This is a genomic window from Cyclobacterium sp. 1_MG-2023, from assembly GCF_030546805.1.
In the GTDB taxonomy this organism is placed as follows: domain Bacteria; phylum Bacteroidota; class Bacteroidia; order Cytophagales; family Cyclobacteriaceae; genus Cyclobacterium.
Genome location: NZ_JAUOPC010000008.1, coordinates 185,111 through 211,125 on the forward strand (window position 1 = coordinate 185,111; position 26,015 = coordinate 211,125).

At 39.4% G+C, this 26,015-nt stretch carries 23 protein-coding genes and 1 tRNA gene; 13 read left to right on the top strand and 11 right to left on the bottom strand.

Going from position 1 to position 26,015, the window contains the following annotated elements; genetic code table 11:
• Nucleotides 1-170: 170 nt before the first annotated feature.
• From rplM to Q4534_RS14365, 5 genes are all read left to right on the top strand, one after another.
• Nucleotides 171-614: a 50S ribosomal protein L13 gene (gene rplM / locus Q4534_RS14345; RefSeq protein ID WP_014020964.1), complete on the top strand. Its 444-nt coding sequence runs from the start codon at nt 171-173 to the stop codon at nt 612-614.
• Between the two features lie 12 nt (nt 615-626).
• Nucleotides 627-1,013 carry a 30S ribosomal protein S9 gene (rpsI, locus tag Q4534_RS14350; RefSeq protein WP_014020963.1) on the top strand — a complete coding sequence of 129 codons (387 nt, stop codon included), beginning with the start codon at nt 627-629 and terminating at the stop codon, nt 1,011-1,013.
• Nucleotides 1,014-1,057: 44 nt separating this feature from the next.
• Nucleotides 1,058-1,819 carry a 30S ribosomal protein S2 gene (rpsB, locus tag Q4534_RS14355; protein WP_303613842.1) on the top strand — a complete coding sequence of 254 codons (762 nt, stop codon included), beginning with the start codon at nt 1,058-1,060 and terminating at the stop codon, nt 1,817-1,819.
• Nucleotides 1,820-1,927: 108 nt separating this feature from the next.
• Entirely contained in the window at nt 1,928-2,758 is an 831-nt protein-coding gene (tsf, locus tag Q4534_RS14360; RefSeq protein WP_303613843.1) for a translation elongation factor Ts, read from the top strand.
• Between the two features lie 248 nt (nt 2,759-3,006).
• Nucleotides 3,007-3,702, top strand: a complete 696-nt coding sequence (locus tag Q4534_RS14365; protein WP_303613844.1) for a hypothetical protein — start codon at nt 3,007-3,009, stop codon at nt 3,700-3,702.
• Between the two features lie 192 nt (nt 3,703-3,894).
• On the opposite strand, the gene Q4534_RS14370 is transcribed toward Q4534_RS14365, so the two are convergent.
• Nucleotides 3,895-4,743 carry a lysylphosphatidylglycerol synthase transmembrane domain-containing protein gene (locus Q4534_RS14370; RefSeq protein ID WP_303613845.1) on the bottom strand — a complete coding sequence of 283 codons (849 nt, stop codon included), beginning with the start codon at nt 4,741-4,743 and terminating at the stop codon, nt 3,895-3,897.
• Nucleotides 4,724-5,677, bottom strand: a complete 954-nt coding sequence (locus Q4534_RS14375; RefSeq protein ID WP_303613846.1) for a glycosyltransferase family 2 protein — start codon at nt 5,675-5,677, stop codon at nt 4,724-4,726. The genes Q4534_RS14370 and Q4534_RS14375 overlap by 20 nt, the downstream gene beginning before the upstream one ends.
• A 329-nt stretch (nt 5,678-6,006) precedes the next feature.
• Between Q4534_RS14375 and Q4534_RS14380 the strand changes: the two genes are divergently transcribed.
• Complete coding sequence (locus tag Q4534_RS14380) at nt 6,007-7,101, top strand: Gfo/Idh/MocA family protein (RefSeq protein WP_303613847.1); 1,095 nt, start codon at nt 6,007-6,009, stop codon at nt 7,099-7,101.
• Nucleotides 7,102-7,405: 304 nt separating this feature from the next.
• On the top strand, nt 7,406-9,058 hold the full coding sequence (locus Q4534_RS14385) for a glycosyltransferase family 39 protein (protein WP_303613848.1): 1,653 nt from the start codon (nt 7,406-7,408) through the stop codon (nt 9,056-9,058).
• A gap of 58 nt (nt 9,059-9,116) precedes the next feature.
• On the opposite strand, the gene hpf is transcribed toward Q4534_RS14385, so the two are convergent.
• The 3 genes from hpf to rpsU are packed head-to-tail and all read right to left on the bottom strand — an operon-like array spanning nt 9,117 to nt 10,590.
• Nucleotides 9,117-9,422 (bottom strand): ribosome hibernation-promoting factor, HPF/YfiA family, encoded by a 306-nt coding sequence (gene hpf, locus Q4534_RS14390; RefSeq protein ID WP_303613849.1) that lies wholly within the window; start codon nt 9,420-9,422, stop codon nt 9,117-9,119.
• A gap of 31 nt (nt 9,423-9,453) precedes the next feature.
• A complete protein-coding gene (locus Q4534_RS14395) occupies nt 9,454-10,338 on the bottom strand; it encodes a tyrosine-type recombinase/integrase (RefSeq protein WP_303613850.1) in 885 nt (294 codons plus the stop codon).
• A 57-nt stretch (nt 10,339-10,395) separates the two neighbouring features.
• Complete coding sequence (gene rpsU, locus Q4534_RS14400; protein ID WP_014020953.1) at nt 10,396-10,590, bottom strand: 30S ribosomal protein S21; 195 nt, start codon at nt 10,588-10,590, stop codon at nt 10,396-10,398.
• Nucleotides 10,591-11,037: 447 nt separating this feature from the next.
• On the opposite strand from rpsU, the gene galE reads away from it, so the two are divergent.
• Nucleotides 11,038-12,057: a UDP-glucose 4-epimerase GalE gene (gene galE, locus Q4534_RS14405; protein ID WP_303613851.1), complete on the top strand. Its 1,020-nt coding sequence runs from the start codon at nt 11,038-11,040 to the stop codon at nt 12,055-12,057.
• A gap of 8 nt (nt 12,058-12,065) precedes the next feature.
• A complete protein-coding gene (locus Q4534_RS14410) occupies nt 12,066-14,348 on the top strand; it encodes a GH92 family glycosyl hydrolase (protein ID WP_303613852.1) in 2,283 nt (760 codons plus the stop codon).
• Nucleotides 14,349-14,389: 41 nt separating this feature from the next.
• Here the strand turns inward: Q4534_RS14410 and Q4534_RS14415 are convergent, their stop codons facing one another.
• The 6 genes from Q4534_RS14415 to Q4534_RS14440 form a co-directional block, all read right to left on the bottom strand.
• The gene (locus Q4534_RS14415) at nt 14,390-15,682 is read right to left on the bottom strand and encodes a hypothetical protein (RefSeq protein WP_303613853.1); all 1,293 of its coding nucleotides are present in this window, start codon (nt 15,680-15,682) and stop codon (nt 14,390-14,392) included.
• A gap of 31 nt (nt 15,683-15,713) precedes the next feature.
• Nucleotides 15,714-17,060 (bottom strand): DegT/DnrJ/EryC1/StrS aminotransferase family protein, encoded by a 1,347-nt coding sequence (locus Q4534_RS14420; RefSeq protein WP_303613854.1) that lies wholly within the window; start codon nt 17,058-17,060, stop codon nt 15,714-15,716.
• Between the two features lie 215 nt (nt 17,061-17,275).
• On the bottom strand, nt 17,276-18,205 hold the full coding sequence (locus tag Q4534_RS14425; protein WP_303613855.1) for a hypothetical protein: 930 nt from the start codon (nt 18,203-18,205) through the stop codon (nt 17,276-17,278).
• 204 nt (nt 18,206-18,409) lie between these two features.
• Complete coding sequence (locus Q4534_RS14430; RefSeq protein ID WP_303613856.1) at nt 18,410-20,935, bottom strand: ATP-dependent Clp protease ATP-binding subunit; 2,526 nt, start codon at nt 20,933-20,935, stop codon at nt 18,410-18,412.
• 90 nt (nt 20,936-21,025) lie between these two features.
• Nucleotides 21,026-21,655: a WbqC family protein gene (locus Q4534_RS14435; RefSeq protein WP_303613857.1), complete on the bottom strand. Its 630-nt coding sequence runs from the start codon at nt 21,653-21,655 to the stop codon at nt 21,026-21,028.
• 63 nt (nt 21,656-21,718) lie between these two features.
• Nucleotides 21,719-22,348 (bottom strand): L-threonylcarbamoyladenylate synthase, encoded by a 630-nt coding sequence (locus Q4534_RS14440; protein ID WP_303613858.1) that lies wholly within the window; start codon nt 22,346-22,348, stop codon nt 21,719-21,721.
• 220 nt (nt 22,349-22,568) lie between these two features.
• Between Q4534_RS14440 and mltG the strand changes: the two genes are divergently transcribed.
• The 4 genes from mltG (at nt 22,569) to Q4534_RS14460 (ending at nt 25,237) form a co-directional block, all read left to right on the top strand.
• Entirely contained in the window at nt 22,569-23,618 is a 1,050-nt protein-coding gene (gene mltG, locus Q4534_RS14445) for an endolytic transglycosylase MltG (protein WP_303613859.1), read from the top strand.
• Nucleotides 23,619-24,035, top strand: coding sequence for a thioesterase family protein (locus tag Q4534_RS14450; protein WP_303613860.1), 417 nt, complete (start codon nt 23,619-23,621; stop codon nt 24,033-24,035).
• Nucleotides 24,032-24,988 carry a YihY/virulence factor BrkB family protein gene (locus Q4534_RS14455; RefSeq protein ID WP_303613861.1) on the top strand — a complete coding sequence of 319 codons (957 nt, stop codon included), beginning with the start codon at nt 24,032-24,034 and terminating at the stop codon, nt 24,986-24,988. The genes Q4534_RS14450 and Q4534_RS14455 overlap by 4 nt, the downstream gene beginning before the upstream one ends.
• A 164-nt stretch (nt 24,989-25,152) precedes the next feature.
• Nucleotides 25,153-25,237, top strand: a tRNA-Ser gene (locus tag Q4534_RS14460).
• Nucleotides 25,238-26,015 lie beyond the last annotated feature (778 nt).

Below are 26,015 nucleotides of genomic sequence, written 5' to 3' on the forward strand. Positions count from 1 at the left end.
TGATAAGGGGGGAATGAACCCGCTGAATGGGTAGACGGCGATAGCTATTCTTGTGAAAATAAGGCAGTAAACTTTACTTTCTATTGGAATTGAAGGAATTAACTTCTATCTTTGTGTCCCTTTTTGAGGGTGAAATGTATTTAACAAGCTAATTATTAAACATTTACACAGTGAATACTTTAAGCTATAAGACCATATCAGCGAATGATGCTACGGTGGAGAAGGAGTGGGTAGTAGTGGATGCCCAATCCCAGGTACTCGGCAGATTTTCAAGCGAAGTGGCAAAAATGTTGAGAGGGAAGCACAAGCCAAACTTTACCCCTCATGTTGATTGCGGAGACAACGTTATTGTAATTAACGCAGAGAAAGTAAGACTTACCGGAAGGAAGTGGACAGAGAAGGTATATGTACGTCACACGGGATTTCCCGGAGGGCAGCGTATAGCAACTCCAAAGATCCTTTTGGAAAAATCTCCTCGTACTCTGGTAGAGAAAGCAGTAAAAGGAATGCTTCCAAAAAACAGACTTGGTAGAAAACTATACACTAACCTGTATGTATATGCCGGTTCGGAGCATCCGCACAGCGCACAAAAACCTAAAGAAGTAAAACTTTAATGCTACCCGTCAATGGAAGTAATTAACAAAATTGGAAGAAGAAAGGAATCCGTAGCCAGGATTTACGTAAAATCCGGGAACGGTAATATCACGGTAAACAAAAGGGCCTTGGACAAGTATTTCCCTTTTGAGCTGCACCAGATTGTGGTGAAGCAACCTTTGGTATTGGTCAATGAGGACGGTGCCTACGACATTAACATCAATGTTGATGGTGGTGGAATCAGTGGTCAGGCAGAAGCCATTAGAATGGCGATATCTAGAGCCCTTTGTGAAATCAACGAAGACCACAGAAGTCCGTTGAAAAAAGAAGGATTCTTAACGCGTGATTCCAGAATGGTTGAACGTAAGAAACCAGGAAGAAGAAAAGCAAGAAGAAGATTCCAGTTCTCTAAGAGATAATTGGATATATTCTTTTCTTAATATTATAAACAACAATTTATTAAATGGCCAATATAGAATATAAAGACTTACTGGATGCTGGTGTTCACTTCGGACACTTAACAAGAAAGTGGGATCCTAAAATGGCACCCTATATCTTCATGGAGAAGAATGGGATCCATATTATTGATCTAAACAAAACGCTCGTTTGCCTTGATGAAGCATCCAACGCAATCAAGCAGATCGTACGCTCAGGCAAAAAAATAATGTTTGTAGCTACGAAGAAACAAGCCAAAGATTTGGTAGCAGAAGAAGCCAGAAGGCTTAAGATGCCATACATTACTGAAAGATGGCTTGGTGGTATGATGACAAACTTTGCTACCATCCGTAAATCTTTGAAGAAGATGTCGACAATAGACAAAATGTCTAAAGACGACGCTTACAAAAACCTAGCGAAGAAAGAAAGGCTGATGATCAGCCGTCAAAGAGAAAAGCTGGAGAATGTATTGGGAGGTATTTCTGACCTTACACGTCTTCCTGCAGCCCTCTTTATTGTAGATATTAAACGGGAGCATATTGCCTTGGCGGAAGCTAAGAAGCTTGGTATTCCTGTGTTTGCATTGGTAGATACAAACTCTAACCCTAATGAGGTAGATTTCCCTATCCCTGCAAATGATGATGCTTTTAAATCCATTTCACTATTGGTGAAAGCATTCGGTGCTGCTATTGAAGAAGGATTGTCTGAACGTAAGAAAGACAAAGACGATGCTAAACTTTCTGAAGAGGAAGAAGCAAAAAAAGCAGCCGACGCTGAAACCAAAGAATAATCCACTTTGACATTTTAATTACAAAAATTGGACACTTGCGACAGCTTGCTGTTCAATTTTTGTTTTATTGTCAACACCTAATTTAATTCAACAAAAAAATATAAACCAATGGCTATTACTGCACAAGAGGTAAATAAACTGAGACAAAAAACCGGGGCCGGTATGATGGACTGTAAGAAAGCCCTTACCGAAGCTGAAGGAGATTTTGAAAAAGCTATTGATATCCTTAGAAAAAAAGGACAAAAAGTTTCAGCTTCCAGAGCAGACCGTGAAACCAAAGAAGGCGTTGTGGTTACTAGTGTAAGTGAAGACGGTAAAACCGGAATCATCCTTTCACTAACTTGTGAAACTGACTTTGTTGCCAAAAATGATGAGTTTTCTGCCTTTGCTAACGCCATCTTGGCTGAAGCAGTAAAAGCAGGTGCTGAAAGCATTGATGCTGTTTTGGCATTGCCTTATGAAGGCATCACCATCGGTGAGAAAATCACTGAAATGACCGGTAAAATCGGTGAAAAAATTGGGGTTTCTCACCTAGAGAAAATAACTGCTGAAGTGGTTGAACCTTATATACACTCCAACGGAAAGTTAGGTGTATTGGTAGGGCTAACCAATACCGAAGGAGCTGATGTTTCTGATGCAGGTAAAGATGTAGCCATGCAAATTGCTGCCATGAATCCGGTAGCACTTGACAAAGATGGTGTAGATTCTTCTGTTGTTGAAAGAGAAATCGAAGTTGGTAAAGACCAAGCAAGACAAGACGGAAAACCAGAAGCAATGCTTGAGAAAATTGCCATGGGTAAATTAAACAAGTTCTATAAAGAGAACACTTTGCTTAGCCAGTCTTTCGTGAAAGACACAAGCAAAACCATCGCTCAATACCTTGACAGCGTAAGCAAAGGTTTGACCGTATCAAGTTTCAAAAGAGTTTCTATAGGTTAATTCTTAAAGAAATCAACATATATTTAAACCTGACCAAAATATTGGTCAGGTTTTTTTTATTTCTCTACTGAATCAAAGCAGTTGTAAACTCTTTCCCTTAATCAATTTCCCAGCTATTCAGACACCACAACATGCTACAGCAAAGAAAAGACAAGCAAAATCTAAATTTGAGCCAAAGCAAGGATAGAACCTTCCAATAAAAATGGTTTAAATTGAATCCCTGATCCAACTTTATCGTACTTAATGTTATGGCTCCAAATTTTGTACGATCACTACTATTACTTTTTTTTATTCCCATAAGTGGGATTTGTCAAAACATAATATTTGGTATAGAAACCAAATACAACTTCCCTATCAATGATTTCAAAGAAAAACTCCAAGCCAACAGCTTCCCCGAAATTGCTGGGTCTGTATATTACGAATTCCCTAGCCTACCGGTTGCTGCAGGACTGAGTGTTGGCTATGGGATCTATGGCTCCTTATTGGAAAAAAGAGACGACCTGTATGACGGAGATCCTGAGGTATTGAGATTACGCAGAAACAGCAACATCTTAAATATCAAAGCGCATTACAAACATTACCTACCCTGGGTAAAAATGGATAGGCTATTTATTGATGCCCAGATAGGGGCCAGCAATTTGTATACCCGCTATATGATAAGGGAAACAATGCTATCCGGAACCTTAGAAGAAGGCTTGGACCATTCGGCTTTTACCATGGCTTATGGTTTAGCTTTAGGGTATAAATTACCCATTGAATTTAAGGGAAATGATACACAACTGGAGTTGAAAGTCAGCTATAATAACAGTGCTCCTTTCCGTTTCCTTCCCAAAGGAGCAGTAGAAACGACAAAAAGTCCTGGAGAAAATGCTGTATTTCACTACAATACCCAAAGATCCAATATAGAAATGGTTCAAATTGCAATTGCAGTGGTGGGCATATAGGATGTTTTTTAATCGGATTATGTTTTTGTGCTACCATTAGTTAAGCTTAGGACTATCAATAGGCTTTTATCAGCTAATTCAAGTGCAAAGCCATAAAGTGGATAATGACTAGTAATTCCCGAAAGGGATTGGTGGGATTGTGTCAGAAAATTAAGCCCCAATCCTCTTAGGGCTTATTTTCTACCGGATTTTTTAGCCTTCATGCTTAAAAAACAGTCCAAACAAGGATGTCAGCATAGAAATAAGAAAGAACAGTAGACTAAATGCTACTGCCACATTCTGATCTATCCCTACATAATCATGTGCAAAGACAAAAACCAGCTCCCTAGCCCCTACTCCACCAATGGTCAGTGGCAAGACGGAAACGGTACTTGAAACAAGAAACACAAAAAGGTAAGGTATATATTGGTCTCCCACCCCCATGCTTATCAGAATAAAGTAGGCACTGCACAATTGTAGCAATTGGTTAAGAAAGGAAAACCCGGTGGTGGACGGAACAGAACCCATAAATTGCTTGAAAAAAAGCAGCATTACCAGATAAAAGCCAATGGGTATAAAAACAATTCCTAAAATCCCCAACCAAAACATAGAGACGGGAAAATCCCAAGGTAAATTCAAGAGCATCATCAGGCAAAACATCAGCCAAAGCAAGACTGCTAAGCCATTTCCTCTGTCAAGTAAGGCCGCATTGATCAATTGTTTGACCGGAGTTTTATGTACCTTATTGAGTAAATAAACCTTATAACCATCTCCTCCAATGCCTCCGGGAAGGAAAAGATTATAAAACATGCCTATCAGATACAATTTGATATTCTTGATTTCAGGTAAGCGAAGCCCTATATCTCTAAAGTAAATATTCAGCCGTATTGCACTGAACAACTTTGAAGCTACAAAAAATATCCAAGCCAGAAATATCCATCCTATGTGAGAAGTTTGAATCACCTTCCACGTGGTCTTAGTATCTATTTTACTAAAAACCAGATACAGCGCCAGGCTGGTAAGAAGGATTTTAAGAAAAAATTTAAGCCTCTTTTTTATCACCTTGAAAAATTGCTTTCACTGTATATGTCTTTTTATCTTGGGATTCATAATAGGTCCTTACAATTATTTCAGCCACTATTCCTGTAGTGATCAATTGTATACCACCAAGTAACAAAATAAATCCTACCAAAAGAATGGGGCGACCCCAGATATCTTCACCCATTAGCTTGAGTACAAGTAAATAAATATTTACCAATACTCCGCCTGTGAAAGCAAAAAGACCTAGGGTTCCAAATATATGTATGGGTCGCTGAAAATATTTCTGAAAGAAGAGCATTAAAATAAGGTCAGCGATAACCTTAAAAGTCCTACTTAGTCCATACTTGGACTCACCATGAACTCTTGGGTGATGTTTTACATCTACCTCCGTCATGCGTGCCCCTTCTTGTTTTGCCAATACGGGTATAAACCTGTGAAGTTCTCCATAAAGCCCCATATTCTGTGCGATATGTGCTTTATAAATCCTCAGGCTACAGCCATAATCAGAAAGAAAGACCTTGGTCGTATGTCGGATTAACCAATTGGCTATTTTGCTGGGCAACTTCCGGAGAACAAAGCCATCCTTTCTCTTAGCCCTTCTTCCGGCCACTACGTCCCAATCCTCATCCCTAACCATCTTCAATAGCATAGGAATATCGCTTGGATCATTTTGAAGGTCGCCATCCATGGTTACGATATACTTCCCATTGGAATGATCTATCCCTCCTGCCAGAGCAGTGGTTTGACCATAGTTTTTGTTAAAAACCAATACTCTTGTTCTTTCATTGGCCAGCGCCTTCATTTTCTCAACCGAACGATCTGTAGACCCATCATCTACCAGTATTAATTCATAGTCAATAGCTGATAATGAATCATATACGGCATCTAATAGGGGAGCAATATTACCTTCTTCATTAAAAATGGTAATGACAACGGAAATCTCAGGCTGAGTCATGATTTAAAATTTGGACGAAATTAAGGCTTTTTAAAAGCTATGGCAAATGGAAGCCTTAAAACCTATTATTAAAAAATCATTATTTTTAATATAAACAGCTTAGTATTCTTTTTGAGGGGAAGACAAATTTGCCTATATTTAATCCAAAACGAGTGCTATGATAACTTAAAATAGCAATACACAATAGAATAGATTTCTATTAAGAAAGATCCCATTATTTCATTAAATGGAGTTACTTTCGTTTTTTTATTCATAAAAGAAAAATACAGTTATGTCAGATTGTCTTTTCTTTTCAATTAGATTTTAACCCATACAAAATACCGAAACCAATGAACTTTCAATCCAGAAGAAATGCCCTTAAATCACTTGCCTTAGGCAGTAGTTTGGCTTTGATGAATCCTTACCATTTGCTGGCTTCCGAAAAGAAAAGAAAACTCGGCGTAGCACTTGTAGGCTTAGGCTATTATAGCACCGACTTATTGGCACCTGCTTTACAGCAGACGGAACAATGTTACCTGGCAGGGATTGTCACAGGAACTCCTTCAAAGGCTGTTGCTTGGAAAGAAAAATACCAGATTCCTGAAAAAAATATATACAACTACGAAAATTTTGATTCCATTGCTGACAACCCCGATATAGACGTTGTTTATGTGGTACTTCCACCATCTATGCATGAGGAATATGTGGTTAGGGCAAGCAATGCAGGTAAACATGTATGGTGCGAAAAGCCCATGGCTGTTACAAGCAAAGAATGCCAAAACATGATCAATTCCTGTAAGAAGAATAATGTACAGCTTACGATCGGTTACCGTTTACATCACGAACCAAATACCCAAGAGTATCGGTCAATTATAAAGGAAGAAAAGCTAGGCAAGGTAAAATATGTGAACTGTGAAGCCGGCTATAGAGAAAACAGAACCGACCATTGGAAACAGAAAAAAGAAATGGGAGGCGGGGTAATTTATGACATGGGTGTGTATGCCATCCAAGGCGCACGATTGGGAACCAATATGGAACCCATAGCTGTACATTCCGCCAAAGCAATCTCCACCAGACCGGAAATCTATAAAGATGGGCTTGCGGATGAGGTAACAGCAAAACTGGAGTTTCCCGGTGGAGTATTTGCCGACATTAGAACCACATTTGCAGAAGGAACCAACTTTATGACAGTAGAATGTGAAAAAGGAGATATCAACTTAAAGCCTTATTCCAGTTATGGAGGAGCTAAAGGAGAAAGTCCATTGGGTAAAATCAATCATAGCTATGAGGTTCCATGGCAGCAAACCAAACAAATGGATGATGATGCCTTGGCCATTATAGAAAACAAAGCTCCTATGGTACCCGGAGAAGAAGGGCTTCGGGATATTAAAATAGTAGAAGCCATTTTGAAATCAGCCGAAAAGGGTAAGAGGATCAAATTATAGTTCACCTACCAAACCCTTTAGGTACTCGAAAAACGCATCTAGCCTAGAAATTATGATTCATTTGATTTGATAGATGTAAAACTGCGCCTCAACAGGCGTATCCATTAAACCAGCAGTATTGTGGCCAAAAGAGGTCACAATACTGCTATCTTCAGGCGCACACGACATCCACGTATATAGTCCAAAACCGCCCCCTCATCAAAAAAAATTATATGCCGATCAAAAATTTTCAAAGTACTTTTGATTAGAATAGCCCATACAAGCGTTTAATTTTTTTAATTTTACTTCTTATCAATTTTTAGCTATGAATAAGACTCCAGAATGGATTAATTCCTATAGCTTTCCCATGATCGCCTTTCTGGTCTTGGTTGGCCCATTCGCTTTAGACTTTCATTTACACTATCCGGATGAGATGTATTATACTGATGCGGCTATCCGGATGATGCAAAATGGAGACTTTCTTACGACATATCTAGGAAATGGTGAATTAAGGTTTAAAAAACCGATTTTAACCTATTGGTTTGTTCTTGCAGGCTTTAAAACCCTAGGTGTTGCGGCCTACTCTTCAAGAATACTGTTCTTATTATTCGGTGCCGGAATCATCCCTTTGGTATATCAGATTGCAAAAATAATTGGCAAAAACCCTAAGCTTCCTATCTGGTCTGCTTGGATAATTGCCACGCATCCTATTATTATTTTTAGTAGCACTCGGTCTATTCCTGACATTTTGCTGGCCTTTTTTATGACACTGGCAGCCCTAGGGGTTACCGGATTATTAAAATATGGTAATGACAGTCCTAAAAGATACCTTTGGTATTTTTATTTAGGATTGGCTTTTGCCTTTGAAACCAAAGGGTTACCGGCAGCAGCCTTGGGCTTTGTGGCCATGGCTTATATGCTATTTAATCCCTGGAACCGCATTAAAATCACCAAACTTTTGTATCTCCCCGCCATTGGGATTGGTTTATTTATTGCCCTATTTTGGTTTATTGCCATGTATTTGAAATTTGGCCCTGTTTATCTCGATTCTTTTATTGAAGATCAGGTCGGCATGCGTGTGGGAAGTAGGATATGGATGATTGTGAGACATTTTGTATTTGCAGTCCTCTTAATGGTGTTACTTTTTATTCCTTGGATCGGCTTGCGGCTGAAAGGAGTTGTGGCTGGATTTAAAGCCACTTTTGATCAAAACAAAGCAATCTATGGCTTTGCAGTTGTTTGGGTTTTATCCATTATCGCCATGACTGCTATGGTATCCACTTTCTATGAGCGCTACCTCCTTCCGGTGACCCCCATGGCTGCCGTCTTATTGGCCGGTATATTGGTCACACAAAACCCTGCTCCAAACAAGGGTATGAAAGTGTGGAGCAGGTTATTTTTGACCATTAATTGGCTGGTATTGGCCGTGGCCCTTTTTGCCCATTTAGGTTTAGGTGGGCCTTATTGGATCTTTATTCTATGGTTTATCGCACTGGCTCTAAGCTTGTTTTTATGGAAGTCATCCGGAAAGCTTGATCAGCCCTTACAGACACTGGGACTTTCCATTTTAATGCTATTTCTATCCGTCTCTATCATTACTCACCCCTTGTCCATACCCAACCAAGGGAGACAGGTTCAGTCCTATTTTAAAAACCATACGATCCCTAAAAACAGTAAAATAGCCTTCTTGGGGAACCTTCACTATGCCAGTAAAATTAGAATAGGACTAGGACCCGATTATAAAATGAAGACATTTGCTTCCATTGAGGAGGTTCCTGAAAATTATGCTTACATCATTTGTGACGAACCCAATCTAAAAAATTTGGAAAACAGATTTCCCCAAAGTGAGATAATCAGTGTAAACTGGGATCCTAAATACATTAACGAGATGATAATGGCCATCATTAATGGCAACACAGCTGAGGAGAAAATAAAATGGGGGAAAAAATATTATTGGATAGATCGATCTCCTGAATAAAATAAGAAAGGGTTGCCATAAGCAACCCTTTCTTTATATTAAATGAATGACCAATTAATTATTGTTTGGCCAGAACAAGCTTTTCCTTGTGCTTTTTAATTTGCCTTCTAAGGGCTTCTATTGAGTCGTCGGCAGCAGCTTCAAAAGAGTCATTTTGACTTTTTGCAAAAAATTGTTTTCCGGGTACATTCAGTTTGATTTCAACGATTTTATTTTCACTCTTATCATTTTTATCCAACCTCATAAACACTTCTCCATCTATGATTTGATCAAAATAAGTGTCGAGTTTATCCGCTTTTCTCTGGATAAAATCGATCAATTTCTGATCAGCAACGAAACGAATTGAATGCATTTGTAATTTCATAATAATAAACGTTTAAAAGTTAAACTTTAATTTAAGCTTTAGGATGTGCTTGTTCATACACAGCCTTAAGTTTCTCAATAGAATTATGAGTATAAACCTGGGTTGCAGCAAGACTTGCATGGCCCAGAAGATCTTTGACAGCGTTTAAGTCTGCTCCTTTATTAAGCAAATGGGTGGCAAAGGTATGCCTCATAAGGTGAGGGCTACCTTTGGTATTTCGGACAAAAAGATTTAAATATTTCTTTACTATTCGATAAATCATCATTGGGTAAGCCTGCTCTCTATTTGATTTAACGATAAAAAAATCATTTTCGTTTTGAATAGAAAAACTATCTTCAAAAACTTTTCTATACTGTAGAATAGCGACCCTTAGGCTACCGGAAATTGGTATTATTCTAAATTTTTTACCTTTCCCTAAGACCTTTATTTGTAACTGACTAAGGTCCACGGAAGACCACCTCAAACCAATTAATTCAGACAATCTGATTCCGGTAAGATACAGGGATTGCATGACCATCCGATCCCGCTGCCCTTCAAAATCTAAAGCAAAATTATTTTCTTCTAATAAAGTCTGTATTTCCTTTTCCTGAATAAATGCGGGCAGGGCTCTCCCCTTTTTTAAGGAGCGGATTTTAAAAGTAGGGTCTTTGCTGATAATCTCAGACCGCAATAAAAATTTATAAAATGACCGTAAGGTGGCCATTTTTCTGTTGACTGTAGCGACTTCTAGTCCTTCTTCAATAAGGTCAACCATCCAAGACCTAATTTCTGCATGACCTGCCTCTTCAGGATGAGCCATACCAAAAGCCGTGTTTATGAATTCCATAAACTGGTCCAAGTCTTTTTGGTAAGCCAAAATCGTATGCCGACTTACTCTTTTCTCGTGTTCAAGATAGCTGATAAATGAAAAAAGCATATTGATGTCTTATAAAACATCAATATGCTCAATATTTTCTGAAAAAGAAAGGTTTTCTTATTTACCTTCTTCTTCTTGCATGCGTTGCTTGTAAGCTGCTTTAATTACTTCTGTTCTTCTAGTGATAGAAGGTTTTTCAAAAGCCTGTCTGCTTCTCAATTCACGGATGACTCCAGTTTTGTCAAACTTCTTCTTGAAACGCTTTAGCGCTTTTTCGATAGATTCGTTCTCTTTTACGTTTACTACGATCATATAATTACACCTCCTTTCAGCCTGCAAAGGTAGAGAAACTTATTGACACCCCAAAACAAACACCAAAACCATTAGAGAATTCTCCGAATTAATTCCAATACACCCAAGCCAAGAGAAGAGCAAACCCCACCTATTAAACCTGCGATTTGCTATATTTTCAAACCGCAGAATTCTCTCCTCATTTCTATTTTCCTCCTAAAGTAAAACCGAAATCATTTTTAGACTCCGAATCATATCAACTGATTTCCTTCCTTCAAGCATGCTAAATCCTTAGGCAAATGAAGCCTACCAACCCTCTCTGTATGCATACATCGAAGCAAAGCATAGCTGTATCAATGCATCCTCTGGTGTTTCCTCCTTTGGCATGAATAATTTATTGATCAATCATCACATAATATATTAAGTTTGATTTCTTTCTATGAATAGGATAAAACTTTATATTTGAGAATGGAAAATATTTTAATAACTGGTGGGGCCGGATATATAGGTTCCCATACGGCGGTGGCTCTTTTGGAAGCCGGCTACCAGCCCATCATCATCGATGATTTTTCAAACTCAGAAAAAAGTGCTTTAGAAGGATTAAAAAAAATCACAGGTCAGCACATTCCTTGCTACGAAGGAGACTGTAACGATGCTGCTTTAATGGACCGCATTTTTTCTGAAAATAAACTTTCAGGAGTGATACACTTTGCTGCCTTCAAGGCTGTAGGTGAGAGCTCAATGCTTCCATTAAAATATTATCACAACAATATCAGCAGTTTGGTGGTCCTTTTGGAAACCATGAATAAACACAATGTGGAAAACCTGGTGTTCTCTTCTTCCTGCACTGTATATGGTCAGCCCGACAAACTCCCCGTCAAGGAGTCCACACCAAGGAAAAAAGCAGAAAGCCCTTATGGAAATACCAAAAAGATCTGTGAAGACATCCTAGTGGACCAAGTAAATAGTAAGGTTGCCTTATCCGCTATTGCCTTGAGGTATTTCAACCCAATTGGTGCACACACTTCATCTGAAATAGGTGAATTACCTTTGGGAGTTCCCTCTAATCTCGTTCCTTTTGTAACCCAAACAGGTGTAGGAATAAGGAAAGAATTAACTGTGTTCGGAGATGATTACGACACCCCTGACGGTACTTGTGTAAGGGATTATATTCATGTGATGGATTTGGCAGAAGCACATGTAAAAGCCATTTCGCATCTCAAAGAAAAAGAAGCCCCTTTTTATGACATTTTCAATGTGGGAACCGGTAATGGAAACACAGTAATGGATGTGATCAAAGCCTTTGAAAAAGTAAGTGGTAAACCCCTCAATTATAAAATAGGACCCAGAAGACCTGGTGACGTGGTAAAAGTCTGGGCTGATACAGCAAAAATCAACGATGAATTAAACTGGAAAGCCCGATTCAATTTGGAGGAAGCGCTAAGAGACAGTTGGAACTGGCAATTGGCACTTTCTAAAAAACAATAGCTATCAATATGCTAAAACTTATAGTCAATTTATTAACATTCGTATTGGTAATCCCATCCATGGGATTCCAATTAAACCCAGATCCTAAACCTATTGACAAAGTCTATCCTCTTTTGGATGCTGCTAACTCAAGATGGTTTTATTTTAGTGCCGCTACCAGACCTTTTGGAATGGTTAACTTAAGCCCTGATCACAAAATTGACGGTGCTTGGGGAAGTGGTTACAGGTATAATTCGGATACTGTAAAAGGTTTCAGTCATATTCATGCTTGGCAAATGTCTGGTGTTTCCGTGATGCCTGTCAGTTTTGATGCAGCTCCTGAGAATCTGTTGACAGACTATTACTCAACTTATGACAGGGACTTGGAAACCATAAAGCCAGGTTATCACAAAGTCTTTCTAAAACGCTATGGTATTTCTGCGGAACTAACAGCTACCCATCGTGTAGGCTTACATAAATACACCTTCCCTGAAGGTAAAAATCAGGCGGTTTTATTCCATTTAGAAGGAATATTAGGGCCCAGTAAAATGATCAATGGAAGTTTAAAACAAATTTCACCTTATATACTGGAAGGACAAGTTACCAATTCGCCTACCTCCAGAAGGCCCAACACTTTGACTGTTTATTTCCAAGTCGAGTTTGATCAACCGATAGTGGATTGGGTGGAGTCTGAAGATTCTCCACATAAAATAGTGAGCTTTGGAAAAAGTAAGGGGAAGCCTTTACAAATGAAGGTAGCACTTTCTTATACAAAGGCTGAAAATGCGGCCCTAAATAAGAAAGAAGAACTTCCCCATTGGGATTTTAACAAGGTGGTCAAGGAAACCCAAGAGGTTTGGAATGAACTTCTGGGACGTATTGAAGTAGAAGGCAATACAGTAACCCAACAAAGGCGTTTTTATACAGATCTATGGAAATCTCTTCAAGGAAGAAGAACCATAAGTGATGTCAATGGTGCTTACCCAGACAATACCGGCGCATCTTTCAGGGTTGGTCAATTGCCAGTTGATGACAAGGGAAAGCCTCTATTCAGACACTTTAATTCCGATTCTTTTTGGGGTGCTCAGTGGACCATTAATGTTTTGTGGGGTTTGGTATATCCGGAAATAGCGGAAGAATTTGCCAACAGTTTGCTTCAATATTACCAAGATGGAGGTTTGATTCCACGCGGACCCTCAGGAGGCAATTACACCTATGTAATGACAGGTGCATCCAGCACTCCACTGTTTGTAGGACTTTACCAAAAAGGAATCAGAGGATTTGATATTGACATGGCATACGAGGGACTCCGTAAAAACCATATGCCCGGGGGAATGATGAGTAGGTCAGGTTATGAGCACAAAACTGCTAAAGGAGGTAATGTGGAAGACTATATAAAAATGGGCTACGTCCCTTACCCTAACCCAAGAGGCCGTTTTGGAGGACATGAACAAGGTGCCGGACAAACTTTGGAGTACAGTTATCAGGACTGGACCCTTGCGCAACTCGCCCTTGCTTTAGGTAAAAAAGAGGATGCTGATAATTTTTTGGCGCGTTCAAGAAATTACAAAAACCTCTACGATGCGGAAAGTGGGTGGATCAGGCCTAAGAATGTGGATGGAAAGTGGGCCAACCCCTTTGATCCTTACAACTATGCCAAAGGTTATGTAGAGGCCAATGGAGCTCAATTCACTTGGTTTGTACCCCATGATATTGAAGGTTTGGCCGGCCTAATGGGCGGAAAAGAAAAAGCTGCTGCTCGACTGAATGAACAATTTGAACAAGCTGAAAAACTGGGCTTTACATCGGGCACCTCCCATTCTGTAGAAACACATCCTGAATACCGTAGGATTCCTATTAATTATGGAAATCAACCTTCCATCCAAACTGCTTTTATATTCAATTATTTGGACCGGCCTGATCTCACACAATATTGGTCAAGAAAAGTATTGGAGGCGGCATTTTCTGGGCTATCTCCCGAAAGCGGTTTCAATGGAGATGAAGACCAAGGACTTATGGGTTCTTTGGCCGTGTTGATGAAACTGGGATTGTTTCAGATGAATGCCGGCACCGAAGAAAACCCTATCTATGAGTTGGGAAGCCCCATCTTTGACAAAGCCGTAATTCACTTGAATGAAGAATACTATCCCGGAAAGTCAATCACCATTCAGGCGGAAAACAATGGACCGAGCAATTATTATCTTTCTCAGAAAACCTACAATGGTCAAACGATCGAAGGTATCGGGATAAGGCATGAAGACCTTGTCAAAGGAGGACTGATAAAATTAAAAATGAGTTCAAAAAGTAAATAATTAAAAAGGAGCCTAATTTCAGGCTCCTTTTTTTTATCTTTTTATGATTTAGGATAGTGAATTTTCACCAAATCCTGAATTTCTCCAAATGGCATTTGCATTCTTGCCATGGTGTAAACATTTTTATTTTTATCAATGGCTATGGCATTTACATAAGTAGGGATGCTTCCATCTTCATAAAAAGCCGGGCCATGATCCTTGTAAGTGTCTGTAGGTAAATGGTAGGTTACCAGATGTAAATTCTCCAGCTCTTTGGCCGCGCCTTTGGCAATCTTCTTAGCTCCATCAATGGGCGGTCTATCACTTAATGGACCTCCTGTAAGGTAATACAATGTTTCTTTGTCCGGTCCCAAGTCAAAGCCCAGATAACCATAGCTGAACTGATCAAACATACCCATTCTTTTAGAAGGAAGGGAAGAAAGCCTGTCCAGTAGTTCAATTTTAGCATTTTTCGGGTCAAATTTAAAAAGGTAATTTGAATTACCATGAATTCCATACGCCACATTATCTTCCTCATGCCAGAATATTCTTCTCCAATTGTAGCCCATATTTCCGGGAACTTTAGGATCATACTCACCAAAATAATCTCTTCTCATATGAACGTCAAGCAGCCTTGAAGGCCCCTCTTCTTTCTCGGGATTATAACTAAAAATATCTCCTTTAGATGTAGTATAATACAGATCGCCGGTCTCGGGATTAACCAATAAAGACCTGCACAAAACCCTATAGTCCTCTCCTACAATCCCTGCTTCACCTTTTTCAGAAATTGGGCCGAAATTCTTAAGTTCCAAAGTATTCAAATCCAAATGTAGAAAATTACCGGTCGGCCATGTAAGTGCATAAACCTGGTTTCGCTTGGTGTCCATGGTCATGGTTAACACCCCTTCTCCATCTGGAACAATCCCAAGATCTTCTATCTCCTTGGTCTTCATATCAAAACTCAAGAAATGTCCTCCCAAATAAGGTGCGACCCCATCCATTGGATTGACGGGAAGTCGCTCCATATCATCAATCATTTCATAAACACCAATATGGGTTCCGAAATACAATTTGCCACCTTTTTCAAAAAAAGGAACGTGACTTTTTCCTTGTGGCAAGGTATTGCTATCCCCTTCTCCGCAAGCCTCCGAAAGATCAGCCAACCTTTCTATCTTCTCAGTCTCCGGATCAAAGCTGTACAGTTGACCGGCTTTGGTTACAGACTCCGAGGACAATACATAATAAATTTTTCCGTCTGATGCACAACTCATGGCCTGATAAGTATCATGGGCCAATTCAAAGCCTGAATAGAAGGCTTGTGCCAAAAGCCCGTCTTTTTTATTTTCTGATTTCAATGGTATATTCAATTTTAATTATGGTATTAAATTATCCTTTATAGTTAATTAATTCTTCTACGTTTTCATGTATCTTTTTTATTGCATTGGCTATATCGTCCATATCTGTCCGGCTTCCCAGTAACATGCGTTGAGACAACCATATGGCCTCTTCATTACATAGCTTATCCGTTATAGGACATTGGTTTTCAGCTACAAATTTCTCAAAATCCAATTCATCCGCCTGATACATTCGCTGGTAATTTTTGGAATTAAAAGCATCTTTTAAGTACAATTTATCATTCAGAGGAGTGTATCCACTACTGCAGGGGATTCCCTCTGCTCGCAAAGCTTTTATAAATACATCTCTGGATAGCCCCTTGAATCCTTCCGTATGAAACCGGAAAGGAAAAAGGTGAAAAACTGCTCGGTTGACTTTTGGGTATAAGACATAAGTACTAATCCCAGGAATGCCTTCCAACTGCTCTTTAAGATAACTTGCATTGGTCTCTCTCAACCTTGTTTCATCATCCAACCGTTCCAATTGACTCAATCCAATGGCCGCCTGATACTCTGTTAGCCTGATTTTAGTTCCGGCCATAACGGCCCCTTGGTTAACAGCCCCAACCAAGGATCCATAAGGATACCCATAGTTATGGTAAGAAAAGCACTTGTCCATAAACTCATCATTATCGCTTACGATGGCACCTCCTTCTCCCATTGGTAAATTTTTGGAATTCTGAAAGCTAAAACAACCAGCAAGGCCAAAGGTCCCTACTTTTTTATGGTCATATTCCGCCAACCAACCTTGACATGCATCTTCCACAACAATCAAGTCGTTTTGCTTGGCAATGGACATGATACTGTCCATATCTGCCGGCAAACCCAATATATGGACCGGCAAAATTGCCCTGGTTTTGCTGTTGATTTTCTTCTTTATTTCTTCTGGATCAAGCTGAAAAGTTTCAGGATCTGAATCTACGAATACAGGCATTGCACCCGTCTGTAATATGGCCGCTACACTCGCAATAAAGGTATATGAGGAAACCAATACTTCATCTCCACCACCTATGCCAGCTTGTGTTAATGAGGCTATAAGTGCATTGGTACCGTTAACGACAGTCACACATCTTTTAGATCCTGTAGTTTTAGCCCATTTATTTTCAAACGATTTCACTACTTCAGACCTGGACCAGACCCCGCTCCTTAGTACTTCTAATACCCTAGGTTCATCCGTCTCAGGATTCCACTTTGGCCAAGTTGGCCAAGAAGCGGTACGCACAGGCTTGCCACCCGTCAGGGCAGGTTTCACATTTGGTACTGCAAAATTGAAACCCATCATGGCTCCAGTACCTACAATGGCATTGGTCTTAACAAAATCTCTTCTAGTGTACTTCATATTTGATGATTTATTAGCGGAAATTATACAAAAAGGAGGAGAAAACCTGATGATAAATGGTAAAGCTTTTAAAAACACATCATTTCTCCACAAATAGCCCTTTTTAGAAACTTATTTATAAAACAGACAGCTAAAATATTTACCAAAACCATTATTAAGAATTCAACACCTTATCGAAGAAACATAAAATCATCGATTATCCAAATTGATTCCTGTCAATCCCCACCTGTGGCCTTATCATATCTGTACAAAACCGGATTTATCCGTAACTTTTTTTCACTCAAAGTAAAATAGGTCTCTCCTTCCGGTTCAAAGGCAATGGCTTCTCCTTGTGGTTCAGGCTCATAGGGCAACAAAACCGCTTTCCGTGAAAGTGTTTCCTCTAAAGTCTCCCCTTCCATTCTGGACCAGTAATAAATTACCCAATAATTTTTAATCAGCACTTGAGAGCCATCGGCAGAAATATCTCCCCCAACAGAGAGGGTAACTGGCAATTGCAATACTTTTTCCAGCTCAACAGCATTTCCATCATATAATAAATCCTTCGTTGCTTTATAAAGCGTGTTTTTAGACTCCCTTTTGGTCAAAACATAAAGATCACCACTAATAGGGTCCACCAGCAAGGTTTCTGAATCTTTGGGGCCATCCGGATACCTTAGCTTAATTATTTCAGGTTTTGCACTCATTTCACTTTCTAGCTGATCGGGTTCCTGAACCCGGTAAATGATCAACTCCTCTTCCCTGCCAAAATTATCACCTATGTCTCCTATGTAAATGTAGTTTTCTCCATCTATGGGTCCCGGACCCATGGCTAAATCTTCCCAATCCCGATTTTCCACCCCTTCAATTTTCAAGGTACCCAAGTAAGTTCCTAAGGTGTCTAAAATATAAACTTCAGGCTCTCCACCACTGTCATTGTGAACATAAATCCAGGAAGGGTTTTTTCTTGAAACGCCCATGCCGCTGGTCTCTTCGATAAATTTCTCCCCTATCAGTGCCACTTTTTCGGGCCCTGAAAACAAGGCATATTCTATCTGAGCATTAATTTTCATGTCATACCTTTTCTGAAGTTTTTCAGAAAGTAAAAAAGGTATGATTGAAAGCAAAAAAAATAATTTCAGTAGCATTTCAATAAAAAAACTCATCGGGGTAATATTTTAACTCATGGTTCAAATCGATCAAACTTTATCTTGGTACCGTTGCTTATCTGACAATTATAATATTGAATAACCCCTTGGCTGACAAAAAGGTTCAAGTGGAATCAGCCCGTAGATAATTTAAATTAGCCATAAAAACAAAAAGGACAGTGAATATCACTGTCCTTTTCTATTCGAAATATATAACCAATTTTAATCAGCTTTCTCTTTATTATTTACTTTGATTTCAAGCTCATCCCCTTCTCCTGAATAATCTGCAAGAATAACATCTCCTTCAGATAATTCTCCTTTAAGAATTTCTTCAGCAAGGGCATCTTCCAAATATTTCTGGATGGCTCTATTCAAAGGTCTTGCACCATACTGCTTGTCATATCCTTTTTCAGAGAGAAAATCTTTTGCTTTCTCTGAAAGCTCAATGGTATAACCCAGATCAGTAATTCTGGCAAACAGTTTCTTTAAATTGATATCAATGATTTTATGGATATGTTCCTTGTTCAACGAATTGAATATCACTACATCATCCAATCTATTCAAGAATTCAGGGCTAAATGCCTTTTTAAGCGCGTTTTGAATGGTGGACTTCATTACCTCGTCCATATTCTCCTCTTTCGCTTTAGAGGCAAAACCAATGCCTGCACCAAAATCCTTTAAGTCTCTAACGCCAATATTGGAAGTCATGATGATGATGGTGTTTCTAAAGTCTACTCTTCTGCCAAGACCATCTGTCAAAACCCCGTCGTCCAATACTTGCAATAAGATATTGAATACATCAGGATGTGCTTTTTCGATCTCATCCAGCAAGACTACAGAATAAGGCTTTCTTCTAACTTTTTCTGTCAGCTGTCCACCCTCCTCATATCCTACATAGCCCGGAGGCGCTCCTACCAATCGGGAAACACTGAATTTCTCCATGTATTCCGACATGTCAATTCTCACAAGCGAGTCCTCCTTGTCAAACAGATAAGTGGCAAGCATTTTTGCCAATTCGGTTTTTCCTACACCTGTAGGACCTAAGAATACAAAGGAGCCAATGGGTTTCTTAGGATCTTTCAATCCAACCCTTGTCCGCTGTATGGCTTTGGTCAATTTCTTGATGGCATCATCTTGCCCTACAACCTTACCTTTCAATTCTTCTCCCATATTCAGAAGCTTCGCTCCTTCATTTTGGGCAATTCTTCGGGTAGGTATGCCTGTCATCATGGCAATCACCTCAGCTACATTGTCCTCTTCAACAGCATAACGCTTGGTCTTGCTTTCTTCTTCCCACTTGGCTTTGGCATTTTCCAACTGCTCCAGTAGCTTTTTCTCCTTATCTCTAAGTTGAGCAGCTTCTTCGTATTTTTGGCTTTTTACAACCCTGTTTTTCTCTATCTTAATTTTCTCAACCTCTTCCTCGAGTTTAAGAATATTTTCAGGGACATGAATATTGTTGATATGTACTCTGGCTCCTGCTTCATCCAATATATCAATGGCCTTATCCGGAAGGAAACGATCAGAGATGTATCGATCAGATAGATTGACACAAGCCTGAATGGCTTCCGGTGTATAGGTCACATTGTGATGATCTTCATATTTATCTTTGATATTCTCAAGGATTTGAATCGTTTCTTCAGGTGAAGTGGCATCAACCATTACCATTTGAAACCTTCTGGCCAAAGCCCCATCTTTTTCAATATATTGTCTGTATTCATCCAAAGTAGTGGCACCAATACATTGTATTTCGCCCCTGGCAAGTGCCGGCTTGAACATATTGGAGGCATCTAAAGAACCACTGGCCCCACCGGCACCAACAATAGTATGCAACTCATCGATAAATAAGATCACATTTGGAGACTTTTCCAACTCGTTCATCACGGCTTTCATACGCTCCTCAAACTGCCCTCTATATTTGGTTCCTGCAACAAGGGATGCAAGATCCAACGTTACTACTCGTTTGTTGAACAAAACCCTGGAAACTTTTTTCTGGATAATTCTTAGGGCTAAGCCTTCGGCAATAGCTGTTTTGCCCACGCCAGGTTCACCAATTAGAATAGGGTTGTTTTTCTTTCTTCTGGAAAGAATTTGAGCAACTCTTTCTATCTCTTTTTCCCTGCCTATGATTGGATCAAGTTTGTCTTCCTCGGCCATTCGGGTAAGGTCCCTTCCAAAATTATCCAAAACGGGAGTCCTGGACTTTTCTGTAGTACCTTTGGAACTTCCGGAAGCGCCACCTGAGGCACCAAATAATTTAGAACCCTCTTCATCGGGATCATCGGCTTCAGTACCAGATCTAGGGGTTTGGTCTGTTTGAAATTCCAACATTTCCTTGACCGTATCATAGGTTGCATCAAATTTTTGAAGGATTTGCGTAGCAATATTGTCCTCATCCCTTAAAATTGACAACAATAAATGTTCTGTCCCTATCAATTGGCTTTTGAAAATCTTAGCTTCCAAATAAGTTATTTTCAGTACTTTTTCTGATTGTCTGGTCAGGGGAATATTGGCAAGATTTTTCACGTTGTGATTGGCCGTACCTTTTACTGCCCGCTCCACCGCATTTCTCAACTCGTCCAATGGCACACCCAACTTCTTTAGAATGGAAACAGCTACACCTTCACCCTCACGAATCATTCCTAACAAGAGGTGTTCTGTACCGATGTAATCATGACCCAAGCGCAAAGCTTCTTCGCGGCTAAGAGAGATCACCTCTTTTACTCTGTTTGAAAATTTTGCTTCCATTATATCTTTCCTTTATTATGGTAATATTTCAATCTCAATTTAATACAAATGAACTTGTTTTTAAACACAATTTTTTCACTTATTGTTCAATTATTTTCGGGAAAGGTTCAAAACTTCATTAGCTGCCGGACCTTCACAAAACAACAAATCCACAATGGAGAGGTTAGAAACAAAGTCTGCGCCAAAAATTTGCACATAGGGCGATGGTTTATAAATTTTATCCTTGTCTATCAATGACTTAGGATGAATTAAGCCCCTCAAATCGTTTTCTTGGCCCCCGTTCTCTTCTTTCTCCTTTACTACCAAACTGACATTCCATCGTAAAAACTTAAGACAAAGTGTCAGTAATTCCAAGTTTAAATCTATTAAAAATTCAGGCTTTCGCAAATATATTTGTTCCAAGTCATCATAAAAATACTCAAAAAATGGTGATTTTCCATAAGCACTTTTGATTCCTCTCAGGTGAACATTCAACCATTTCTGATGGTAATCTATTTTCACATTCTTTATTGCAAGCCTCTTTCTTAAACCATGTACCGGCACAGTGAGGGTTTCCCTTTTATTGGCCAGAAGTACCTCAGCCTTGTTTGCATAGGATTGCCTACTAAGTATCTCATCGGCATATACATGAACTTCACTGGCTCCATTTATTGCGACAAAATATGCCAGAGGAGGCAAATACAATAAATCGGTCGTCAATACCTTACTTTCCTTGGTCATTTTATTCGGTTTCCCGAAAGTTAATCCCAAGAAATGCCACCGGCAAAAGAAACGAAGAAATTATCAAATTATTTCCGAAATTTCCCCCAATCCTTCCCTTATAACTTCAATTTGATCCGAGGAACAATCCACCACTGTGGAAGCTACATTGTTTCCATAGCCACCATCAATGACAACATCCACCAAGTCCTTGTACTTTTCATAAATAAGCTCAGGATCAGTGCTGTACTCAATGACATCATCCTCATCTCGGATAGAAGTGGTTAAAATGGGCTGGCCCAGCTCTTTTACGAGCAGGCGTGGTATACTGTGGTCAGGAACTCTTATCCCAACTGTTTTCTTTTTGCTATTTAGCAATTTAGGTACTTTATTATTCGCAGCCAATATAAATGTAAAGGGCCCCGGAAGTGCCTTTTTCATTAATTTAAAAACGGGAGTACTCAGTGATCTGGTATACTCAGAGATATTACTGAGGTCATAACAAATAAAAGAAAAATGTTCTTTCTTTGGTTTTACTCCCTTAATTAATCCTATCCGCTCAATGGCTTTTTGATTGAATATATCACAACCCATACCATAAATTGTATCGGTCGGGTAAATGATCACACCCCCTTTTTGCAAAACATCAATCACCTGACTAATCTTTCTAGGATCAGGGTTTTCAGGATACAATTTAATAAATACCGCCGCCATATTTTATTTAACTTAGCTTTGGACAGGCCAATACACTGCTTTTAATTATGCTTAAATTAAACTAATTATACCACAAAATAAAAGCCTAGTATCAATTTTAAATATAATTTATTTTTCATAAAAAGCATCTAGCTGATTAAATAGTATATTTGTACCTTCAATTAAACCATTAGCCGAGTCAATTTATGGCCTTCAATTGGCCGGAAAGTCAATAGATACAATGCTTACAGACAAAAAAAGAAAATACCTATTAGTAGGACTAGTTGCATTCTCTGTACTACTCACTTCTTTAAGTTTTTATTTTTACCAAGCCTTCTTCTCACCCAATGTACTGATAGACAGTGAAGACCCTACCGTACTAAACATCCCTAAGGGCAGCACTTTCTCTCAAGTGAGGCAGGAACTGCTCGATAGAGAAATTGTAAACGAGGTAGTTACTTTTAGCTTTGTAGCCAAGGTCATGAATTATTCTGAAGGAGGGGTGAAACCGGGACATTATATTATTCAGCCTAAGCTTTCCAACAAAGAATTGATCACCATACTGCGATCCGGAAGGCAGACCCCTGTGAATATTACCTTCAATAATATCAGGTTAAAGGAAGAGCTTGCAGAGAAAATCACCAGCACCCTGGAGATGGGAAAAGAGGATTTCTTATCCATTATTCAGGATGAGGCTTTGGTAGAAAAATATGGCTTCAACAGTCAGACGATAATGGCCATGTTTATCCCCAATACCTATGAAGTTTATTGGACCATTAGCCCCTTGGAATTATTTGAACGCATGTATAAGGAATACGAGAGGTACTGGACAGAAGAGCGACTTGCCAAAGCAGAAGCCATTCAAATGACCCCTCTGGAAGTAGCCACTTTGGCTTCCATCGTTCAATCAGAAACAAATAAAGCAGATGAACGCCCCATAGTGGCCGGAGTTTATATCAATAGATTGGAGCGAGGTATTCCATTACAGGCAGACCCCACTTTATTGTTTGCCCTAAAGGATTTTACCATCAAAAGGGTGCTCAATGTACACAAGGAGGTAGAAAGCCCTTACAATACTTACAAATATGCTGGCCTTCCCCCGGGACCAATAGTGTTACCTGAGATCAGCTCTTTGAATGCCGTCCTGAATTACCAAACACATAACTACCTGTATTTCTGTGCCAAAGAAGATTTTTCGGGTTATCATTCATTTGCCACCAATCTAAGGGACCATATGATCAATGCCCGACGCTATCAAAACGCATTAAACGCAGCAAAAATTTTCAAGTAGATGTTTATAAAAGAGCACAAGCTAAGAGTAAGATATGCAGAAACGGACCAAATGGGTTACGTATATTACGGCAATTATGCAACCTATTATGAAGTAGGCAGGGTTGAGGCACTTCGCAGCGTTGGTTATTCTTACCGTGAAATGGAAGAAAGTGGGGTGATGATGCCCGTGTTGGAAAATCACAGCAAGTTTTTTTTGCCCGGCAGGTATGATGAAAACCTGACCATCAGAACCAGCATCAAGGAAATGCCCGGTGTACGTATCCGCTTTTATTATGAAATATTTAATGAGAAAGAGGAGCTTATTCATGTTGGGGAAACATTGCTTACCTTTTTGAAAACAGATACCCATAGACCATGCAGGCCTCCTGCGAGGTTTATAGAACTTCTCAAACCTTATTTCAATTCAAAGGAGTGAAAGAAAAACTCAACGGCATATTAGCGCGATTAAGTGATAAGGCATTGCTCCTTAAGCCTATCCATTTTGGCAACCCTGCTCAAAACTTATATGATGTAGGTAAAATTTTCTTGCATCACTTGCAGAAAGATGATGTATTTGAACGGGCCAGTGCCATGGCATTCAGTTTTACTGTTGCCCTCTTTCCTATGCTGTTGTTTTTATTAAACATTATCCCCTATATCCAGTATTTTTTCCATGATGTAACGACATCCAATATCCTGGTATTTGTGAGTGATATTTTACCGGAGAGCATTTATAACGAGGCGGCGCCCACCATTATGGACATTGTTAGTAAACCACGACAGGGCATGCTATCTCTGGGCTTTTTCTTTGCTCTTTACTTGTCCACAAACGGGGTAATTTCACTGATGAATGCATTTAACGCTGTTTATCGTACAAAAGAATACAGGGGCTTTTTTCAAACTCGACTGATAGCTGTAAGCATCGTTTTGGTATTGGTGCTTAGCATTTGTGGGGCTGTTATCATCATGATATTAGGAAGTGAATTGCTCTTTAAAATCTCCGAATTCGAATTCATCTCCAACAATATATATTATTACTCCCTGGCCTTTTTCAGGTTTTTTGTATTGCTGCTACTCTTCGTTATCACCAATGCTTACATCTTCAGGGTAGCTCCTGCTGTAAGTAAGAAGTGGAATTTTTTCTCCACAGGAGCAGTAGTATCAGGCTTGCTTATTACTTTGGGCTTTTTCTTATTCTCCTATTACCTGACTAATTTTGCGAGCTACAATAAATTGTATGGGTCCATAGGTACCATGCTGGCACTAATGCTTTGGCTATGGATAACCTCCATCTTGGTATTGGTCGGATATGAGATCAATGTAAGCCTCCAAAAGGCATTGCACCCCAAGTCCTCCAAAAAAACAAGTCCTTCATTGTCAAAAAATTAGCATTTTTTAGAAAAATTTTACCCCTTCAGCATTTGCATTAATTAGAATTAGGGCTACCTTTGCCTTCCGATTCACATCAAAAGAGAAGTGATCGAAAATAATAAAAATTTAGGCTTGTAAAATCGGAAGATTAATCGAGTCAATATTAAGCATCAGACCCAACTAGAGGAGTGGCAGAGTGGTCGAATGCGGCGGTCTTGAAAACCGTTGTACCGCGAGGTACCGGGGGTTCGAATCCCTCCTCCTCTGCACCAAAACAGCCTAGCAAATTGCTAGGCTGTTTTTTTTTGAGTCGTCGGGAGCCACCCTGCAACCAGGCCCGTCGCTAAAACAGTCCACCGGACAGTTTCTTTACGCTCCACCCTCTCCTCCTCTGCTGCACCAAAAAAAAATCATTTGAAATACAATGAGTTAGGGTTTTTCTTTTTTTGTAGGGGTGCAAATTGGGGTGTCGATTTATGAACGATAAAATACAGATACTTTAAATGGTCTGTATTTTCTGTCGAGGATTTGAATTTATTTGATTCAGTTTCTGAATAAATTGGCGAACTCTTGTTTGGAATACATTGGATGTAATTACCCCGTTACCCCACTTATAAAGGTTTCCACAAATCCTAAAATCTTGTTTGTTACTCTTTCAGCAACGGAGGCTCGCGCCATTAATACTGGTCTTTTGCCAATAAGTTTCAAATTAGCCATTTGGGTTGATCCTAAAATTAAAAAAGGACAATGTGATGGAATGTCCGCTATATGGCGATACAGTGGCACCACAAATGACCAAATCCTTTACCTGAGGATATATTATCGGGTTTATGTCATTTGCCCTACCCCAACAAATCGTTTACTAACTTCATCAGGATAATGTTTTGCATTTTTGATCGGGTACTTACATGCAGTTACCGCATTTGGCTTGGTATCGCTTTACTTATTTTCAACACAAAGTTTTCGAAGACTATTTCCTACTTTAGTTGAATCATTTCATTAAAACACAACTTTTCAATCTAAATTGAAAAGTTGTGTTTTTGCT

What these genes read in the sequence shown, in the direction of transcription:
- galE (WP_303613851.1), top strand. Translation starts at nt 11,038, where the DNA reads ATGGAAAATATTTTAATAACTGGTGGGGCCGGATATATAGGTTCCCAT.
- tsf (WP_303613843.1), top strand. Translation starts at nt 1,928, where the DNA reads ATGGCTATTACTGCACAAGAGGTAAATAAACTGAGACAAAAAACCGGG.
- rpsI (WP_014020963.1), top strand. Translation starts at nt 627, where the DNA reads ATGGAAGTAATTAACAAAATTGGAAGAAGAAAGGAATCCGTAGCCAGG.
- Q4534_RS14435 (WP_303613857.1), bottom strand. Translation starts at nt 21,655, where the DNA reads ATGACCAAGGAAAGTAAGGTATTGACGACCGATTTATTGTATTTGCCT.
- mltG (WP_303613859.1), top strand. Translation starts at nt 22,569, where the DNA reads ATGCTTACAGACAAAAAAAGAAAATACCTATTAGTAGGACTAGTTGCA.
- Q4534_RS14375 (WP_303613846.1), bottom strand. Translation starts at nt 5,677, where the DNA reads ATGACTCAGCCTGAGATTTCCGTTGTCATTACCATTTTTAATGAAGAA.
- Q4534_RS14365 (WP_303613844.1), top strand. Translation starts at nt 3,007, where the DNA reads ATGGCTCCAAATTTTGTACGATCACTACTATTACTTTTTTTTATTCCC.
- Q4534_RS14395 (WP_303613850.1), bottom strand. Translation starts at nt 10,338, where the DNA reads ATGCTTTTTTCATTTATCAGCTATCTTGAACACGAGAAAAGAGTAAGT.
- Q4534_RS14380 (WP_303613847.1), top strand. Translation starts at nt 6,007, where the DNA reads ATGAACTTTCAATCCAGAAGAAATGCCCTTAAATCACTTGCCTTAGGC.
- rpsB (WP_303613842.1), top strand. Translation starts at nt 1,058, where the DNA reads ATGGCCAATATAGAATATAAAGACTTACTGGATGCTGGTGTTCACTTC.
- Q4534_RS14425 (WP_303613855.1), bottom strand. Translation starts at nt 18,205, where the DNA reads ATGAGTTTTTTTATTGAAATGCTACTGAAATTATTTTTTTTGCTTTCA.
- Q4534_RS14430 (WP_303613856.1), bottom strand. Translation starts at nt 20,935, where the DNA reads ATGGAAGCAAAATTTTCAAACAGAGTAAAAGAGGTGATCTCTCTTAGC.
- Q4534_RS14450 (WP_303613860.1), top strand. Translation starts at nt 23,619, where the DNA reads ATGTTTATAAAAGAGCACAAGCTAAGAGTAAGATATGCAGAAACGGAC.
- Q4534_RS14410 (WP_303613852.1), top strand. Translation starts at nt 12,066, where the DNA reads ATGCTAAAACTTATAGTCAATTTATTAACATTCGTATTGGTAATCCCA.
- Q4534_RS14420 (WP_303613854.1), bottom strand. Translation starts at nt 17,060, where the DNA reads ATGAAGTACACTAGAAGAGATTTTGTTAAGACCAATGCCATTGTAGGT.
- hpf (WP_303613849.1), bottom strand. Translation starts at nt 9,422, where the DNA reads ATGAAATTACAAATGCATTCAATTCGTTTCGTTGCTGATCAGAAATTG.
- Q4534_RS14385 (WP_303613848.1), top strand. Translation starts at nt 7,406, where the DNA reads ATGAATAAGACTCCAGAATGGATTAATTCCTATAGCTTTCCCATGATC.
- rpsU (WP_014020953.1), bottom strand. Translation starts at nt 10,590, where the DNA reads ATGATCGTAGTAAACGTAAAAGAGAACGAATCTATCGAAAAAGCGCTA.
- Q4534_RS14440 (WP_303613858.1), bottom strand. Translation starts at nt 22,348, where the DNA reads ATGGCGGCGGTATTTATTAAATTGTATCCTGAAAACCCTGATCCTAGA.